Below are 16195 nucleotides of genomic sequence, written 5' to 3'. Positions count from 1 at the left end.
ATGACCCGGGAGCATGGGCGCGTCCCGCTGGTTTACAGCGAGGAGGTCGCGGACGCACTCGCCGAGAGGCGGCCGGTGGTGGCGCTGGAGTCGAACGTCATCACCCACGGCCTGCCCTATCCGGACAACGCCGCGACCGCGCGGAAGGTCGAGGACGCGGTCCGGGCGGGCGGCGCGATCCCGGCCACGATCTGCGTCGAGGGCGGCCAGATCAAGGTCGGGATGACGGACGAGGACGTCGAGCGGTTCGCCTCGACGCCCGGCATCCCCAAGGTCAGCAGCCGGGACCTGCCGGTGATCCTGGCCCAGGGCGGGCTCGGCGCGCTGACGGTGGCCAGCTCGGTGGTGGCGGCCGAGCTGGCCGGCATCCCGTTCTTCTCGTCGGCCGGCATCGGCGGCGTGCACCGGGGCGCGGAGAAGACCATGGACGTCTCCTCCGACCTGATCCAGTTCACCCGGTCGAAGGTGGCCGTCGTCTGCGCCGGGGCGAAGAGCATCCTCGACCTGAACCTGACGATGGAGTACCTGGAGACCCACTGCGTGCCGGTGGTGTCGTACCGGTCGGACGACTTCCCCGCGTTCTACTGCATCTCCAGCGGCATCCGCAGCCCGCAGCGGCTGGACGACGAGCGGGTGATCGCGCGGGCGGTGGAGAACCACTGGGCGCTCGGCAACAACAGTTCGTTCCTGATCACCACGCCGGTGCGGGAGGAGGACGCGATCGACGCGTCCGAGGTGGACGCGGCCATCTCCGGCGCGATGGCCGCCGCCGAGCGGGACGGCGTGCGCGGCAACGCGATCACCAAGTATCTGATGCGCGCCGTGGACGCGGCCACCGAAGGCCGGTCGTCCAAGGCGAACATGTCCGTGCTCGTCAGCACGGCGGAGGTCGGCGGCCGCCTGGCCGCCGCCCACGCGCGGTATCTCGAAGAGACCGCCTGATCCGAGCCCTGGACCGCCCCGGAGCCTGCCCGCTCCGGGGCGGTTCGGCGTCCATGGGGGAGCCGTATCCGGAAAATCAAGGGATAGCGCCGGGGCCGGTTCGCGCGGTACAAACATCCCACACATTTTTTCAGGGCTTGATACAAGGCGGGCCCGCGAGAGAGCGCTCTCTCGGCTGCGTGCGCAGCGGAAAGGACGAACCGTATGACGACCCAGACTCCTGGCATTGGGAGTCCCAGGAGGCGGCGCTCCGGCCGCCGGTTGATCGGCCGGGCGTTCACGTTCGGTCTCGTGCTGACGACCGCCGTCGTGACGGCGGGGACGACGGCCGCCACCGCCGCACCGGCCAACGGGAACCACGGCGACCACGGTGGAGCCCTCGACCTCGGGCCCAACGTCACCGTCTTCGACCCCGGCATGCCGGTCGACCAGATCCAGGCGACCCTGGACGCGGCCCACACGGCGCAGGTCGACAACGAGATGGGCGCCGAGCGCCACGCCTACCTCTTCAAGCCCGGCACGTACGGCACCGCCGAGCACCCGCTCCAGATCAAGGTCGGCTACTACACCGAGATCGCCGGTCTCGGCGCCTCGCCCACCGACGTCGTCATCAACGGCAAGGTCGAGGTCTACAACCGCTGCCTGGAGAACAACGGCACCGGCAACTGCCTCGCGCTCGTCAACTTCTGGCGCACGCTGTCGAACCTGTCGGTCAACATCAACGCGGCGGGCCAGGACGGCTGCCGTCAGACGGCGAACTTCTGGGCCGTCTCCCAGGCGGTCTCCATGCGCCGCCTCAACGTCAGCGGCGGCACCCTGTCGCTGATGGACTACTGCACCGCCGGCCCGCAGTACGCCAGCGGGGGCTTCATCGCCGACTCCCGGCTGCCGTCCGTCACCAACGGTTCCCAGCAGCAGTGGCTGACCCGCAACACCGAGCTCGCCGGGTGGTCCAACGGCGTGTGGAACCAGGTCTTCTCGGGCGTCGTCGGCGCGCCGGACGAGTCCGGGTTCCCGAACCCGCCCTACACCACGGTGGAGAACACCCCCGTCAGCCGGGAGAAGCCCTACCTGTACGCCGACGCGCAGGGCAGGCTCAACGTCCGCGTGCCCGCCGCGAGGAAGAACACGCGCGGCGTCTCGTGGGCGAACGGCATGACGCCGGGCCGCACGGTGCCGCTGTCGGACTTCTACGTCGCCAAGCCGTCCGACTCGGTGCAGGTCATCAACAGCCAGCTCGCGCGCGGCAGGAACCTGCTGCTCACGCCCGGCGTGTACGACATCGCGCGGAGCATCGAGGTCAAGCGCCCCGACACGGTGGTCCTCGGTCTCGGGCACGCCACCCTCACCGCCGTACGCGGCGCGATCCCGATCGACGTCGCCGACGTCCCCGGCGTGGTCGTCGCCGGCGTCACCGTCGACGCGGGTCTCCAGAAGTCCCCCGTCCTGCTGCGGGTGGGCAGTGAGCACGGCGTGCGGGTGGGCGGCGAACACGGCGGCCACCGGACCTCGGCGGACAACCCGACGACCCTGTCCGACGTGTACTTCCGGGTCGGCGGGCCGCACGTCGGCAAGACCGAGACCGCTCTCGAGATCGACAGCGACAACGTGCTCATCGACCACACCTGGGTGTGGCGGGCCGACCACGGTGTCGAGGGCTTCACCGACACGCAGCGCTGGAACACCAACATCGGCCGCTACGGCGTCGTCGTCAACGGCGACCACGTGACGGCGACCGGCCTGTTCGTCGAGCACTTCCAGCGCTACAACACGGTCTGGAACGGCGAGGACGGCACGACGATCCTCTACCAGAACGAGCTGCCGTACGACCCGCCGACGCAGGCCGACTGGATGAACGGATCCGTGGAGGGCTACGCCGGCTACAAGGTCGGCGACCGCGTGAAGAGGCACACCCTCTACGGCGCGGGCGTTTACGTCTTCAACCAGAACAACCCGCAGATCCACACCGAGAACGGCTTCGAGGTGCCGCAGACCCCGGGCGTGCGGCTGCACCACATCATGACGGTCAACCTCAGCGCCGGGACGATCGACCACGTCGTCAACGGCGTCGGCGACGCGGCCGACACGACCAAGGTCGGCGCGCCGCAGTACGTCGCGGACTACCCGGGCCAGTAGTCACCCGCGTGGGCCGGGGTCCCCGGACTCCGGCCCACCCCTCACTCACCCTCGCCGGACTCGCAGCGCCGTTTGAGGCTTGCCGCCTCCGTGCGTACGTACCTGCGGGTGCGGCCGCCGACCAGCAGGCCCATCAGCGGCGCCAGCGGTCCGGACTGGTCGATCCCGAGCAGGACCGACACCCCGCTCTCCCGGGGCGTGAGCACGTGCGTCCCGACCGTGGTGACGCCGCCGCCGGTCGCCTGCCAGGCGAAGGAAACGCCGTCGGTGAACTCGGTCACCTGCCAGACCATCGGGGGAAGCCCCGGCTGCTTGATCCGGACCCGGCCGCCGAGGCTCAGCGGGCCGTCGCCGAGGGGCTCGACCGTGGTCATGGTGGGGGTGAACTCGGGCCAGCCGGCGACGTCCGTCATGACCCGCCAGACCCGCTCCGCGGCGGCGTCGATGTCGACGCTGGTCTCGAACCGCATGCCCGCCGTCACTCCCTCTTCGTCTCCGACCCGATCGGCCCGGCGGCTCGTGCGAGAGCCGCGGACACCCTCACGATGATGCAGTCGTCCCCCGCGATCGATCAACGGGGCGAGGGCCGGCGACGAGGTGGGCGTAGACGATGACATTGTCACGGTAGTGGCCACCGGCGGTGTCGAAGGCTCCGCCACAGGTGATGAGGCGCAGGCCGGGGAACCTCACCATTCCGTAGACCTTGCGGGTGGGGAAGCGGTCCTTCGGCACGCTCTCCAGGGAATCCACCTCGAAGATCGCCTGGGTGCGGTCCTTCCTGGAGATCCTCACCGTGTCGCCCGGCCGCAGGTCCCCGAGCCGGAAGAAGACACCGGGCCCCTTCTTCGAGTCGACGTGACCGGCGATGACCGCGGGGCCCGGCGACCCGGGTGACGGGCCGAGGCGATACCACCCGGCTTCGTCGACCCTGTCGAGAGGCGGGACCTCCAGCGTCCCGTCCGGATTCTTGCCCAGCGTCATCAGCGTGGTCCGCACCCCGATCTTCGGAATCTCCAGCATGACCGGTGGTGACGACGACAGGGCGCGCGCGGTGGCCTTCGGATGCGCCCGGGGGGCGGAGGCGCTGACGGGAGGTGCGGGCGGCGCCGCCTGACGGTCGCCGGAGCGTCCGGCGGCGACAGTGAAGGCGACCGTGACGGCGACGGCGGCTGCGGACAGGCCCAGAAGGGCGGCGACAGCGGCCCTGCCCATTTCATCACCGTTCCCGCGCTGAAATCTCCAGGCACATCTTATGTCGCTTTGATGTCAACCAGTCACCCCCGTCACGCGTGTAACCTTCAGGAAGTAGTCACCACAATGCGGCGGTTTGCTGGGAGCTGGACGGTTTTAAGTGGTTCAGTCGGAAATTCTGACCAGGCCGCCGGAGACCGGGCGCGGTCACGGGCCCGATGCCGGACACCGCGGACATGCCGCCAGGCCGGTCCTCCCGGGAAACCTCGCGGAGGTCCGCACGGGCCGGCACCGGGCCGTGAAGGGCGCCGACGGCAAGCGTGACCTCCCGGAGGTCGACCCCTCGCGCATGCACGTCACCGTGCTGGTCCCGGCACACGACGAAGAGGACCAGATCGCCGAGACGATCACGTCGCTGCACGGCCAGCGGCGCAGGCCCAACCGCGTCATCGTGATCGCGGACAACTGCACCGACAGGACCGCGGACATCGCACGCGCGCACGGCGCCGAGGTGATCAGGACGGTCGGCAACCGCCACAAGAAGGCGGGCGCGCTCAACCAGGTGCTCGAAGTTCTGCTGCCCCAGCTGGGGTCCCGGCATGCCGTACTGGTCATGGACGCGGACTCCGCGCTGGATCCCGGTTTCATCCACCACGCCGTCCTCCGGCTGGCCACCGGCGAACTGGCCGCGGTGGGAGGCACCTTCACCGGCAAGCCGGGCGGCGGCCTGGTGGGCATGTTCCAGCGCAACGAGTACGCGCGCTACGCCCGGGACGTGCGGCGACTGCACGGAAAGGCGCTGGTGCTCACCGGGACGGCGACGCTGTTTCGCGCGCTCGCGCTCAAGGAGGTCGTCAGGGCCCGCCGCACTGGTCGTCTCCCCGGCCGCGACCAGGTGTACGACGTGCGCGTCCTGACCGAGGACAACGAGCTCACCCTGGCGCTGCTGCATCTGAGGTTCCGCATCCTGTGTCCTGCGGAGTGCACGCTCACCACCGAGGTCATGGAGACCTGGAAGGACCTGTTCAAGCAGCGGCTGCGGTGGAAGCGGGGGGCGCTGGAGAACCTCACCGACTACGGCTGGACGCGGGTCACGTTCCCCTACTGGGGCCGCCAGCTCCTGTCGCTGGTCGGGATCATTGTGATCTTCGCGTACCTGGGCGCCACGGCCTGGTCGATCGCGGTCACGGGCACGCTCGACTTCCATCCGCTCTGGGTGGCGGTCACGGGCGTCTTCATGGTCGAGCGGATCGTGACCGTACGGAGCAGGGGCGGCGTGCAGATGGCCGTCGCCGCCCTGCTGATCGTCGAAATGATCTTCGATGTCTTCCTGCAGATCACGCAGGCGAAAGCATTCTGGGACGCCGCATGGCGTCGGGAAAGGAAATGGTGAACATGTACAACAACCCACCCATCGGGGGCGTCGCGGCGGGCTTCGGCGGTGCGGCGCTGACCGCCCCGTTCATGGGCTGGAACGCGCTCTGGATCGCCCTGGGCCTGTTCACGCTGGTCTCGGCGGCGGTGGCGGTCAAGCGGATCATCCCGAAGCGGGAGTCCTGACCCACCCCGCTCCCTCCATAGAGCGCTGGGCCGGCCGAACGCCGGCTCAGCGCCCGCCGGGCAGGCCGGCGCCGAGCCCGGCGTCCCTGGCCCGGGCCACCGCGGCGGCCCGGTCGCCGACGCCGAGCTTGCCGTACACCGAGCTGACGTAGTTGCGGACCGTCTTGTCCGAGACGTAGAGCCGGGCGGCGATCGCGGCGTTCGACAGCCCGCGCGCCACCAGGTCGAGGATCTCGACCTCGCGCTCGGTGAGCTCGGGCAGGACGGGGTTGGCGACGGGCCGCCGGGACTCGGCGCCGACGAGCCCGGCGAGCGCCCGGGCGGCGTTCCGGCCGAAGTAGGCGCCGCCGTCCCGGCACGCCTCGAGCGCCCGCAGGATCTCGGCCCGGCCCGCCCCCTTGAGCAGGTAACCGCGCGCGCCCGCGCGTACGGCCGCCGCCAGCGACTCGTCGGACTCCAGCATCGTCAGCACCACGACGGCCACGTCCGGAAGCTCTGCGCGCAACCGCCCCGTGGCCTCCACGCCGTTCATGACCGGCATGTGAAGGTCCATCAGGACGACGTCGGGCGCGAGCCGGACCGCCAGTTCGACGGCGGCCGCGCCGTCTCCCGCCTCGCCCACGACCGTCACGTCGGGACGGCCGGACAGCGCCGCGATCAGCCCCTCGCGGTACATGGGGTGGTCGTCCACGATCAGCACGCGCATCTCACACCTCGACTCTCGGCAGCCGCACGCGGATCTCGGTGCCGCCGCCCGCCAGGGCCAGGATCTCGCATTTCCCGTCAAGCTGGGCGGCGGCCTCGGCCATCGACTCCAGGCCGACCCCTGCGCGCCGGCCCGGGGCGGAGCCGGTCATGCCGACGCCGTCGTCTCGTACGGTGAAGTGCAGCGCGCCGGGAGACAGCGCCACGTCGATGTCGCAGCGGCCGGCACGCGAGTGCCGGGCGGTGTTGGCCAGCGCCTCGCCCACGATGCGCAGAGCCGCCGCCTCGGTGGCGGCAGGAAGCGGGGGCAGGCCATGCGCGGGCAGGTTCAGCCGGACCTCGAGTCCGGGGCGGTCGAAGGCCCCCGCCTGTGCGCGGAGCGCCTCGGCCAGGCCGAGGTCGTCGAGGGCGGACGGGCCGAGGCCGTCCACGATCCTGCGGACGTCGCTCACGGCGCCGGCCAGCCACACGGCGCAGCGGTCGGCCAGCTCACCCGCACCGTCCGGGTCGTCGGCCACCAGGTCGCGGATGGTCTCCAGCTGCAGCTGCACGGCCGACAGGCTCGGCCCGAGATGGTCGTGGAGGTCGCGGCGCAGCCGGCGGCGTTCCTCGGCACGCGCGGTGACCAACGCCCGCCGTGACCGGTCCAGATCCGCGGCGAGCCGGGCGGCGTGCGCCGCCGCGCCCGCCTGCCGGGCCAGCACGTTCAGCAGCCGGGCCTCGGCGGGGCGGAACTCACCGGCGCGCGGCCGGGTCAGCACGAGCTCTCCCACGGCCTCCCCGGCGTGCACCAGCGGCACCCGCACCGGGTCGGCGCCGACGTCGTCCCCGTGGCGGGACTCCGGCCCGTCGAGCACCAGCACCCACACGGCCGGCACCCGCAGGATCCTGGCGACGTCCCCGGCCAGCCGTTTCAGTGCCTCGGCGGGGGCCGCCGCCGTCTCCAGCGTCGCCCCCAGCCGCCCCAGCGCGTCGTACGGGTCGGCCGCGTCGCCGTAGAGCAGCCGCCGGACGCCCCGCTGCAGCAAGCGGTGGACGGGAGCCACGCTGATGGCCACCACGGCCGCGGCGACGAGGGGAGCGCCGAGGCTACGGCCCAGCAGGTCCCCGAGCAACGCGACGACCACCGTGTAGCAGAGGGCGATCTCGGCCGACATGAGCGCCCAGACCAGGCCGCGGCGCAGCACGGTCTCCATGTCCCACAGCCGGTAGCGCTGGATCGCCGCCACCACGGAGACCGGCAACGGCACGGCGGACGCCGCCAGCAGCACCCCCGAGCCGCGCGCCGGCACCGCCTGGGCGGCGGCCAGCAGGAGCAGCGTGCCGGCCATTCCCGCGAGGACCCAGGCCAGCCGGCCGCGCTCGTCGCCCTCGGCCCGGCGCAGGCGTACGCCCAGGGAGGCGAGCCCACCGAGGGACGCCACGGCGATCAGTGCCAGGCTGACCGGCAGCAGCGCCTCGGCACCCGCGACTCCCAGAGGGTTGGCCAGGCCGCTTTCGGCCAGCGCCGGGTCGTCGCCGTGCTCCCAGGGCAGCAGCGCCCAGGCGGCCGACCCCGTCGCCACGGCCGCGCAACCGGCGTACATCAGGGGGCGGAACACCCGCGACGGCCGTTCCCCGGACGGCAGCCAGTAGGGGACGACGGCCGCCACGATCACATAGGCGGGCAGCCAGCTCCAGGCCGACAGCCACAGCACGGCCAGGTGGCCGGGCCAGTGCAGCACGGCCGCGGTGGCGGCGTACTCCGCGGTGAGAGCGCCGGTCGCGGCGCTCACGCTCACCGCGAGGAAGAGCCGGCCCAGGACGGCCCGGCCGCGCCGGATGAGGAACGCGCCGGGCGGGCCGTACACGAGAGCCGTCACCGAGATCCACAGCCAGTAGTCGTCGGCGAACCCCGCCGGCGACCGCAGCCGCAGTCCGAACGCGGCCAGGGTCGCCGCCGCGGCGGCTCCCGCGACCGACTCCCCGATCAGCACCGTACGCGCATGCACGAGGTGAATTGTCCGTTATTTGATGTCCCGTCCGCATGGGACAAATCGTCCTTATCCCAGAAGGGGGCGGCGGGCTCAGGCGGCCCGGGACAGGGCCGCGTCAGTGTTTCGGCATGCGGCGGACGGGCCGCCACGCACGAAGGAAACACGTCATGAGAACCAACAAGCCCTACCTGCTCGCCGCGGCGGTCCTCGCCGGCCCGATCGCCGGAGTGGTCTGGCATCTGGTCGACACAGTCGGTCTGCCCCGCACCGAGGCGGCGGACTACCTCGCCCAGGTCGCCGCCGACCGGGACGGCTACGCCCTCGGCACCCTGCTTTACATGATCTTCGTCGGGTGTTCCATCCCCGGCGGTCTGGCGGTCGCGCGGGTGCTGCGCGACCGGGCGCCACTGGCCGGGACGATCTCCGGGCTGCTGCTCGCCCTGGCCGGGGTGCTCGGACTGATCGTTTCCGGCATGCGGCCGGTGGTGCTGGGCCTGGCGCCCGAGGGCGGCGTGGCCGCCGAGGCTGTCGCGGCGTACGGGAAATACCAGGGCTCGGCGTGGTTCGGCGGGATCATGCTGCCCATGCTGGCCTCGGCCGTGGTCGGGCTGGTCACGCAGGTCGCCGCGATCCTGCGCACCGGCGCGCTGCCGCGCTGGACGGCTCCGCTCCTGGTGGCGGGTTTCGTCCTGTCCAGCGGAGAGTTCTCCCTCGCCGTCACGGTGGTGGGTGCGCTGGTCCAGCTCACGGGCACCGTGCCGCTGGCCGCCAGGCTCCTCGCGGGCCCCGAGGCCGCGAGCGAGGCCGAGCCGGCGCCGGCGGTCCTCGCCTGAGGCCGAGACGGCGGAAGGCCCCTCCCGTCGCCGCGTGACGAGAGGGGCCTTCCCGCTTGGAGATCAGGGATGGACGCCGTACAGAAGACGCCTGCCCACTCCCGGGAACTCGGTGACGGACCAGAGCATCGGCGTGCTCGTGGCACGGTTCCAGTAGAGGTCCTGGACGCCCGTACCGGCGGGATAACGGGTCACCGCCGTCGAGCCCGGCCGGGTCCTGAAGCGCCCGGCGGCTTTTCCGTGGCTCGTGGTGAACTGGTACGTCCCCTTCCAGGACACGCCGCCCTGCGTGTAGCGGACCGGCTGGCTGAACACCTCGGTCGGCCTCGCCGTGCCGCCGGAGGTCCGCATGCAGCCCCTGGTGCAGGGGGTGTTGTCCGGCATCAGCGGGAAGCGCGCCACGCGCCCCTTGCCGCAGGCGGCGCTCGTGCACCACTCGCCGGTGAGGAAGCTCGGCGGCGAGGTGCTCCTGTCGAGACCCGCGTACGTGTAGCACGGCGGGTAGTGGAGGTCGCCCGCCCGGCACTTCTCCGGGGTGGTCAGGGGGCCGACCGACGGCCGCCATATGCCGCGCAGCGGCAGGAGGAACTTATAGCCCTTCGAATAGAACCAGCCGTTGTGAAGACCGAGAGGGCGCTTCCTGTATTGGGGCACCGACACGTCCGCGACGCGCGGACTGGCCCGCAGGTCGAGCAGATCGTGCATGTCGAAGACGAGTATTCCGTGGAAGTCGGGCCTTCCTGCGTCGTCCGCGACCAGGAGGTACTGGTGGTACCAGACGAGACCTCCCGCGTGGGTCGGCACCGACTCGAACGTGACCCGGCCGTTCCTGAAGCGCGGCAGCCCCAGCAGCACGTTCTGGTACCGGTACGTGGACGCTGCCACCGGCGCCTCGTCCACGAACGAGACCCTGGAGGCGTCGGGCGTCTTGTCGCTCGCGCTCCTGCGGTGATACCAGGCGACCGCGAACGCCCGCACCCCGTCGACGGAGCCGCTCGCGGTCGAGTCCCAGGTGCCGCTTACCCCCTGTGGAGACCAGGACGAGTTGGTGGAATCCGGCCGGTTGAAGCAGAGCCAGCGGTCGCTGTCCACGCCGACCAGCGCGCCGGTGCCCTTCTTCGCCGGGCAGTTGACCGGGTCGTTGTGGGCGAGGTGGTTGGGCGTCTCCAGCACCCGGGAGAGGGGCACGCGGGGCCGGCCGGCCAGGGCGAGGTCCTTGCGCAACTGCGCGGTGAGCGACGGGTACGACCGCTTGTCGGGGCCGATCTCGTCCCAGCGCAGCGAGTAGAGGGTGTTGGTGTTCGCGCTGAGCTTCGCCATCGGGGTCGGTGTGTTCGACGGGTCGTTGGCCTGTGGCACGCCGGCCGCCGCGCCCTGGCTCGCCGCCAACGCCGCCGTGAGCACGGCGGCGGCCGACGCCGCCATCAGCGCGCGAAAGGGACGGGATCTCACATGTTCTCCTGACTGGCCCGGGCGATTTCGGGCGCGTTGATGCGCACAAGGTGCTGATGCGTCGTGAAATGCGCGTAACGAGAAACGCTGTCCCGCACGCGCCCGGCCGCGCCGATTTCCAGGCGACCATGGACCCGAAACATAGCAATGGCAGGTCAGAGCGCCCGCGCCACGTGAAGGGCGGTTGGCGTAAGGGAAATGCAAAAACAAGACGAGCGGGTTTGGCGCCGCTCTTTCGAGGTGATCTGCGCAGACTTGTCGTTCAGCCGGAACCGGTGTCCGCGGGATGGGTGCCGCGCTCGGCGGTTCGCTCGTGCGGTCCCCCGGCCACGTCCGCGGTCGCCCCGGCCCGGCGGAGGGCGGCGGTCGCCGTCGCGACGGCGGGCACCAGGATGACCGCGGCCGCGATGTTGACCGCCCGGAAGCCGCCGGCGGCGAGGATCGGCCCGGCCAGCGCGGCCGCAGCGGCGCCCGCGTAGTTCATGCCGGCGTCGGTGGCGCCCTGCAGCGGCACCCGGACGTGGTCGGCGGCGGTGCCGGCGAGCAGCGCGGACGCGGAGATCACCGACGCCGACCAGCCCACGCCGAGGACGGTCAGCGCGAGCGCGGTGAGGGCGCTGCCCTCCGCGGCGGAGGCGGCCACGAAACCGAGCACGACGGCCGTCGCGAGCATCAGCATCCCGGCGCACGCCATGCGGACCGCGCCGAGCCGGTCGGCCAGCCAGCCGAAGACCGGGCTGAGGGCGTACATGCCGAGCACATGCAGGCTGATCACCACGCCCACCAGCTGCAGTGACATGCCGTGGTGCTGCATGTGCAGCGGCGTCATCACCATGACCATGACCATCATCGCGTGCGCCACCGCGATGAGCACGACCGCGAAGCGCGCCGCCGGGTCGGCCGCCGCCCAGCGCAGCGCCGCCACCGCTCCCACTGCCCTGGTGCTCTTGTCCGCCTCGCCGGCGGCCGGCGCGGACGACCGTGCGGCGGGCCGGAGGAACACCGCCACCACCGCGCCCGCCAGCGCGAAGGACACGACCGAGAACACGTAGGGGCCGGTGAGGCCGGGCAGCCCGAGCCACCGGCCGAACCGGTCGGCCACCTCGCTGAGGTTGGGGCCGGCCACGGACCCGATCGTGGTCGCCCAGATGACGATCGACATCGCCCTGGCCCGGGCGCCGGGAGCCGCGCCGTCCGCGGCGGCGTACCGGGACTGCAGGTTCACCGCCTGCCCGACGCCGAACAAGGCCAGCCCGGCCAGCAGCACGACGAGCTGTGCGACGACGGCGGCCGTGACGATCAACGCGCCGCCGAGCACGGCGATCGCGTACCCGAGGGCGAGCGAACGGCGCCGGCCGTGCCGGGCCGCGATGCCGGCCAGCGGCACCGCGGCGACCGCCGCGCCGAGCACGCTCGCGGCCTGTCCGAGCCCCGCGAGGGACGTGCCGCCGAGCCGCTCCAGGAGCAGCCCGCCGACCGCGATGCCGGAGGCGACCGCGACGCCGCCGAGCAGGTTGCTGGTGACGAGGGCACCGATGACCCCGCTGCGCTTCACGCTCCGCTCGGACAGCACTGCCGGAACCACCTTTCCGTCACGCCCGGTCCGGTGTGATCCGGAAAACGACACCTGATGATATGTCCGGCGTGAGTCGATGACTCTCCCTCGAGAGCCGAAGCGCGACCCTGATACAAGGGATGTACGGGCGTGCGGAGGGGGTCCGATGCCTGGAGACCGGTGGCAGTTCTGGGTGGACCGCGGCGGGACGTTCACCGACGTCGTCGCCCGGCGCCCGGATGGGCGGCTGGTGACGCGCAAGCTCCTGTCGGAGAACCCCGCCCGCTATCCCGACGCGGCGGTGGCGGGCATCCGCGCCCTGCTGGACGTCCCCGCGGGCGAACCGATCCCGGTCGAGCGGATCGAGTCGGTGCGGATGGGCACCACGGTCGCCACCAACGCTTTGCTGGAACGCCGGGGCGAGCGCACGGCGCTGGTGATCACCAAGGGGTTCGGCGACGCGCTGCGCATCGGCTACCAGAACCGCCCGCGCATCTTCGACCGGCGGATCGTGCTGCCGGAGATGCTGTACGAGCGCGTGGCCGAGGTGGACGAGCGGATCACCGCCGACGGCACGGTGCTCCGGCCGCCCGACCTCGAAGGGCTCGCGCCGCGGTTGCGGCGGCTGCGCGAGGAGGGCGTCCGGGCGGTCGCGGTGGTCTGCCTGCACAGCCACCTGCACCCGGCGCACGAACGGGCGATCGGGAGCCTGGCCAGGCGCTCGGGCTTCGCGCAGGTGTCCTGCTCCAGCGAGGTCAGCCCGCTGATGAAGCTGGTGCCGCGCGGGGACACCACCGTGGTCGACGCCTACCTTTCTCCCGTCCTGCGGCGGTACGTCGAGGCGGTGGCCCGGCAACTGCCCGGCGTACGGCTGATGTTCATGCAGTCGAACGGCGGGCTGGCGGAGGCCGGGCACTTCCGCGGCAAGGACGCGATCCTGTCCGGCCCGGCCGGCGGCATCGTCGGCATGGCGCGCATGTCCCGGCTGGCCGGTCTCGACAAGGTGATCGGCTTCGACATGGGCGGCACCTCGACCGACGTGTCCCACTACGCGGGCGCGTACGAGCGGGTGGTCCAGACCCAGGTGGCCGGTGTACGGCTGTCGGCGCCGATGATCGCCATCCACACGGTGGCGGCGGGCGGCGGGTCCGTCCTGCGTTTCGACGGCGGGCGATACCGGGTCGGCCCGGACTCCGCGGGGGCCGACCCCGGCCCGGCCTGCTACCGCAACGGCGGCCCGCTGTGCCTCACCGACGCCAACGTGATGCTCGGCCGCATCCAGCCCGGCCACTTCCCCGAGGTCTTCGGCCCGGACGGCGACCTGCCGCTGGACGCGGACGAGGTGCGGCGGCGGTTCGCCGAGACGGCCGCGGACATCCGCGGGCGCACCGGCGACGAACGCGACCCCGAGCAGGTCGCCGAGGGCTACGTGCGGGTCGCGGTCGAGAACATCGCCAACGCGATCAAGCAGATCTCCGTGCGGAAGGGCCGTGACGTCACCGAGTACGCCCTCACCACGTTCGGCGGGGCCGGAGGGCAGCACGCCTGCGCGGTGGCCGACGCGCTCGGCATCCGCACCGTGCTGGTGCCGCCGATGGCGGGTGTGCTGTCCGCCCTGGGCATCGGGCTGGCCGACACGACCGTGATGCGGGAGCAGTCGGTCGAGGCCCCGCTGGAGCCCGCCACGATTCGGCGCCTGGCCGGCCTCGCCGACACCCTTGAGGCGGCGGCCCGCCGCGAACTGTCCGACGAGGGGGTGCCGGACGGGCGGATCCGGGTGACCCGGCGGGTGCGGCTGCGCTACGACGGCACCGACACGTCGCTGCAGGTGGACCTGACCGGGACGGACGCGATGGTGACCGCGTTCGAGGCCGCCCACCTGCGGACGTACTCCTTCCTCATGGACCGGCCGCTGGTCGCGGAGGCGGTCTCCGTGGAGGCGGTGGGCCTGACCGACCAGCCCGACCTCTCGGACCTCGCCTCCGCAGCCGCCGCCGGGGCGCGGACGGCGATCATCGTGCGGATGTACACCGGCGGCGTGTGGCGCGAGGTGCCGCTCTACCGGCGGGAACGGCTGCGCCCCGGCGACGCGCTCGACGGCCCGGCGATCGTGGCCGAGGCCGACGCGACCACCGTCGTCGACGACGGCTGGCGGGCCGGGGTGACGCCGTACGGGCACCTCCTCCTGCAGCGGGAGCGGGCGCGTCCCCGGGCCGCCGGCGTGGGCACCGAAGCCGACCCCGTGATGCTGGAGGTCTTCAACAACCTTTTCATGTCCGTCGCCGAGCAGATGGGCGCCCGGCTGGGGGCCACCGCGCAGTCGGTGAACATCAGGGAGCGGCTCGACTTCTCCTGCGCGTTGTTCGACTCCGGCGGCGACCTCATCGCCAACGCGCCGCACATCCCGGTGCACCTCGGGTCGATGGGCGCGAGCGTCAAGGAGGTGGTGCGCCGCCGGGGCGGCGGGATGCGGCCCGGAGACGTGTACGCGATCAACGACCCCTACCACGGCGGCACCCACCTGCCGGACATCACGGTCGTCACCCCCGTCTTCGACGACGCGGGCCGGGAGATCCTGTTCTTCGTGGCCTCCCGCGGACACCACGCGGAGATCGGCGGGCTGACGCCCGGCTCCATGCCCGCGAGCAGCAGGAGCGTGCGGGAGGAGGGCGTGCTGTTCGACTGCCGGCTGCTGGCGGACCGTGACGGCCTGCGCGAGAAGGAGACGTGGCGGCTGCTCACCGAGGGGCCGTACCCGTCCAGGGACCCCGCGACCAACCTGGCCGACCTGCGCGCGCAGATCGCCGCGAACGCCAAGGGCGTCGAGGAGGTCGGCGCGATGATCGGCCACTTCGGCCTCGACGTCGTGCGGGCCTACATGCGGCACGTGCAGGACAACGCCGAGAGCGCGGTCCGCGCGGTGATCGACGCCCTCAGTGAGGGCCGCTACTGCTACGAGATGGACTCCGGCGCCGTGATCTCGGTGGGCGTCTCGGTGGACCGCGCCCGCCGCACCGCGACGATCGACTTCACCGGCACCTCGCCCCAGCTCGGCACCAACCTCAACGCGCCGTCGGCCGTGGTCGCCGCCGCCGTGCTGTACGTCTTCCGCACCCTGGTGGCCGACGAGATCCCGCTCAACGACGGCTGCCTGCGGCCCCTGCGGATCGTCGTGCCCGAGGGGTCGATGCTGGCCCCGGCGTACCCCGCGGCCGTGGTCGCCGGCAACGTCGAGACCTCGCAGGCGATCACCGGCGCGATCTACGCCGCGCTCGGCGTCCAGGCCGAGGGGTCGGGGACGATGAACAACGTCAGCTTCGGCGACGAAAGGCGCCAGTACTACGAGACCGTCGCCTCGGGGTCCGGGGCGGGAGACGGATTCGACGGGGCGGCGGCGGTGCAGACCCACATGACGAACTCCCGGCTGACCGACCCCGAGGTGCTCGAATGGCGGTTCCCCGTGCTGCTGGAGGAGTTCGCCGTCCGGCGCGGCAGCGGAGGCGCCGGACGGTGGCGCGGCGGGGACGGGGCCGTGCGCCGCATCCGGTTCCGTGCGCCGATGACGGTCAGCGTGCTGTCCGGCCACCGCCGGGTGCCGCCGTACGGCATGGCCGGCGGAGCCCCGGGCGCGCTGGGCGTCAACCGGGTGCGGCGCGCGGACGGGAGCGTCGTCCACCTGGCGGGCTGCGACTCGGCCGGGGTGGAGCCGGGCGACGTGCTGGAGATCGAGACACCCGGCGGCGGGGGATACGGGCCCCCGGACGGCGGCCCCTCCTGACGCGCTCCCCGAATAGGCTCCGCCCTCCTCGGCCTTCGCGGCGAGGAGGGCGGGCTTCCAGCGGTTT

General features: G+C 72.3%; 12 protein-coding genes. 6 read left to right on the top strand and 6 right to left on the bottom strand.

Annotated features, from left to right (window positions below; all coding sequences use genetic code 11):
- Positions 1-942 (top strand): pseudouridine-5'-phosphate glycosidase, encoded by a 942-nt coding sequence (locus QSK36_RS25010; protein WP_285784067.1) that lies wholly within the window; start codon positions 1-3, stop codon positions 940-942.
- A 204-nt stretch (positions 943-1146) separates the two neighbouring features.
- Positions 1147-3078, top strand: a complete 1932-nt coding sequence (locus tag QSK36_RS25005; RefSeq protein ID WP_285784066.1) for a pectate lyase-like domain-containing protein — start codon at positions 1147-1149, stop codon at positions 3076-3078.
- A 41-nt stretch (positions 3079-3119) separates the two neighbouring features.
- Here QSK36_RS25005 and QSK36_RS25000 read toward each other — a convergent pair whose 3' ends face one another.
- Both QSK36_RS25000 and QSK36_RS24995 read right to left on the bottom strand, forming a co-directional pair.
- A complete protein-coding gene (locus tag QSK36_RS25000) occupies positions 3120-3548 on the bottom strand; it encodes an SRPBCC family protein (RefSeq protein WP_183543704.1) in 429 nt (142 codons plus the stop codon).
- Between the two features lie 70 nt (positions 3549-3618).
- Positions 3619-4290, bottom strand: coding sequence for a class F sortase (locus QSK36_RS24995; protein WP_285784065.1), 672 nt, complete (start codon positions 4288-4290; stop codon positions 3619-3621).
- Positions 4291-4567: 277 nt separating this feature from the next.
- Here QSK36_RS24995 and QSK36_RS24990 point away from each other — a divergent pair, with 277 nt between their 5' ends.
- Positions 4568-5662 (top strand): glycosyltransferase family 2 protein, encoded by a 1095-nt coding sequence (locus QSK36_RS24990; protein ID WP_285784064.1) that lies wholly within the window; start codon positions 4568-4570, stop codon positions 5660-5662.
- Between the two features lie 2 nt (positions 5663-5664).
- Positions 5665-5829, top strand: coding sequence for a hypothetical protein (locus tag QSK36_RS24985; RefSeq protein WP_183543708.1), 165 nt, complete (start codon positions 5665-5667; stop codon positions 5827-5829).
- Between the two features lie 46 nt (positions 5830-5875).
- Here QSK36_RS24985 and QSK36_RS24980 read toward each other — a convergent pair whose 3' ends face one another.
- Together QSK36_RS24980 and QSK36_RS24975 are read right to left on the bottom strand one after the other, a co-directional pair.
- Complete coding sequence (locus QSK36_RS24980; protein ID WP_285784063.1) at positions 5876-6535, bottom strand: response regulator; 660 nt, start codon at positions 6533-6535, stop codon at positions 5876-5878.
- Position 6536: 1 nt separating this feature from the next.
- Positions 6537-8525 carry a sensor histidine kinase gene (locus QSK36_RS24975; protein WP_285784062.1) on the bottom strand — a complete coding sequence of 663 codons (1989 nt, stop codon included), beginning with the start codon at positions 8523-8525 and terminating at the stop codon, positions 6537-6539.
- A 152-nt stretch (positions 8526-8677) separates the two neighbouring features.
- Here QSK36_RS24975 and QSK36_RS24970 point away from each other — a divergent pair, with 152 nt between their 5' ends.
- The gene (locus QSK36_RS24970) at positions 8678-9343 is read left to right on the top strand and encodes a hypothetical protein (protein WP_285784061.1); all 666 of its coding nucleotides are present in this window, start codon (positions 8678-8680) and stop codon (positions 9341-9343) included.
- Between the two features lie 63 nt (positions 9344-9406).
- On the opposite strand, the gene QSK36_RS24965 is transcribed toward QSK36_RS24970, so the two are convergent.
- Both QSK36_RS24965 and QSK36_RS24960 read right to left on the bottom strand, forming a co-directional pair.
- Positions 9407-10795, bottom strand: a complete 1389-nt coding sequence (locus QSK36_RS24965) for a hypothetical protein (protein WP_285784060.1) — start codon at positions 10793-10795, stop codon at positions 9407-9409.
- A gap of 262 nt (positions 10796-11057) precedes the next feature.
- Positions 11058-12368: an MFS transporter gene (locus tag QSK36_RS24960; protein WP_285784059.1), complete on the bottom strand. Its 1311-nt coding sequence runs from the start codon at positions 12366-12368 to the stop codon at positions 11058-11060.
- Positions 12369-12516: 148 nt separating this feature from the next.
- Here QSK36_RS24960 and QSK36_RS24955 point away from each other — a divergent pair, with 148 nt between their 5' ends.
- Positions 12517-16128 (top strand): hydantoinase B/oxoprolinase family protein, encoded by a 3612-nt coding sequence (locus QSK36_RS24955; RefSeq protein WP_285784058.1) that lies wholly within the window; start codon positions 12517-12519, stop codon positions 16126-16128.
- Positions 16129-16195: the final 67 nt, after the last annotated feature.

This window comes from Microbispora sp. NBRC 16548 (assembly GCF_030268985.1).
GTDB classification, from domain to species: domain Bacteria; phylum Actinomycetota; class Actinomycetes; order Streptosporangiales; family Streptosporangiaceae; genus Microbispora; species Microbispora catharanthi.
The sequence above is the reverse complement of the archived record's forward strand: the minus strand, read 5'-3'. Positions and strand labels throughout refer to the sequence as shown.

Coding starts and splice junctions, on each gene's coding strand:
- QSK36_RS25010 (WP_285784067.1), top strand. CDS start 1: ATGACCCGGGAGCATGGGCGCGTCCCGCTGGTTTACAGCGAGGAGGTC.
- QSK36_RS25005 (WP_285784066.1), top strand. CDS start 1,147: ATGACGACCCAGACTCCTGGCATTGGGAGTCCCAGGAGGCGGCGCTCC.
- QSK36_RS25000 (WP_183543704.1), bottom strand. CDS start 3,548: ATGCGGTTCGAGACCAGCGTCGACATCGACGCCGCCGCGGAGCGGGTC.
- QSK36_RS24995 (WP_285784065.1), bottom strand. CDS start 4,290: ATGGGCAGGGCCGCTGTCGCCGCCCTTCTGGGCCTGTCCGCAGCCGCC.
- QSK36_RS24985 (WP_183543708.1), top strand. CDS start 5,665: ATGTACAACAACCCACCCATCGGGGGCGTCGCGGCGGGCTTCGGCGGT.
- QSK36_RS24980 (WP_285784063.1), bottom strand. CDS start 6,535: ATGCGCGTGCTGATCGTGGACGACCACCCCATGTACCGCGAGGGGCTG.
- QSK36_RS24970 (WP_285784061.1), top strand. CDS start 8,678: ATGAGAACCAACAAGCCCTACCTGCTCGCCGCGGCGGTCCTCGCCGGC.
- QSK36_RS24955 (WP_285784058.1), top strand. CDS start 12,517: ATGCCTGGAGACCGGTGGCAGTTCTGGGTGGACCGCGGCGGGACGTTC.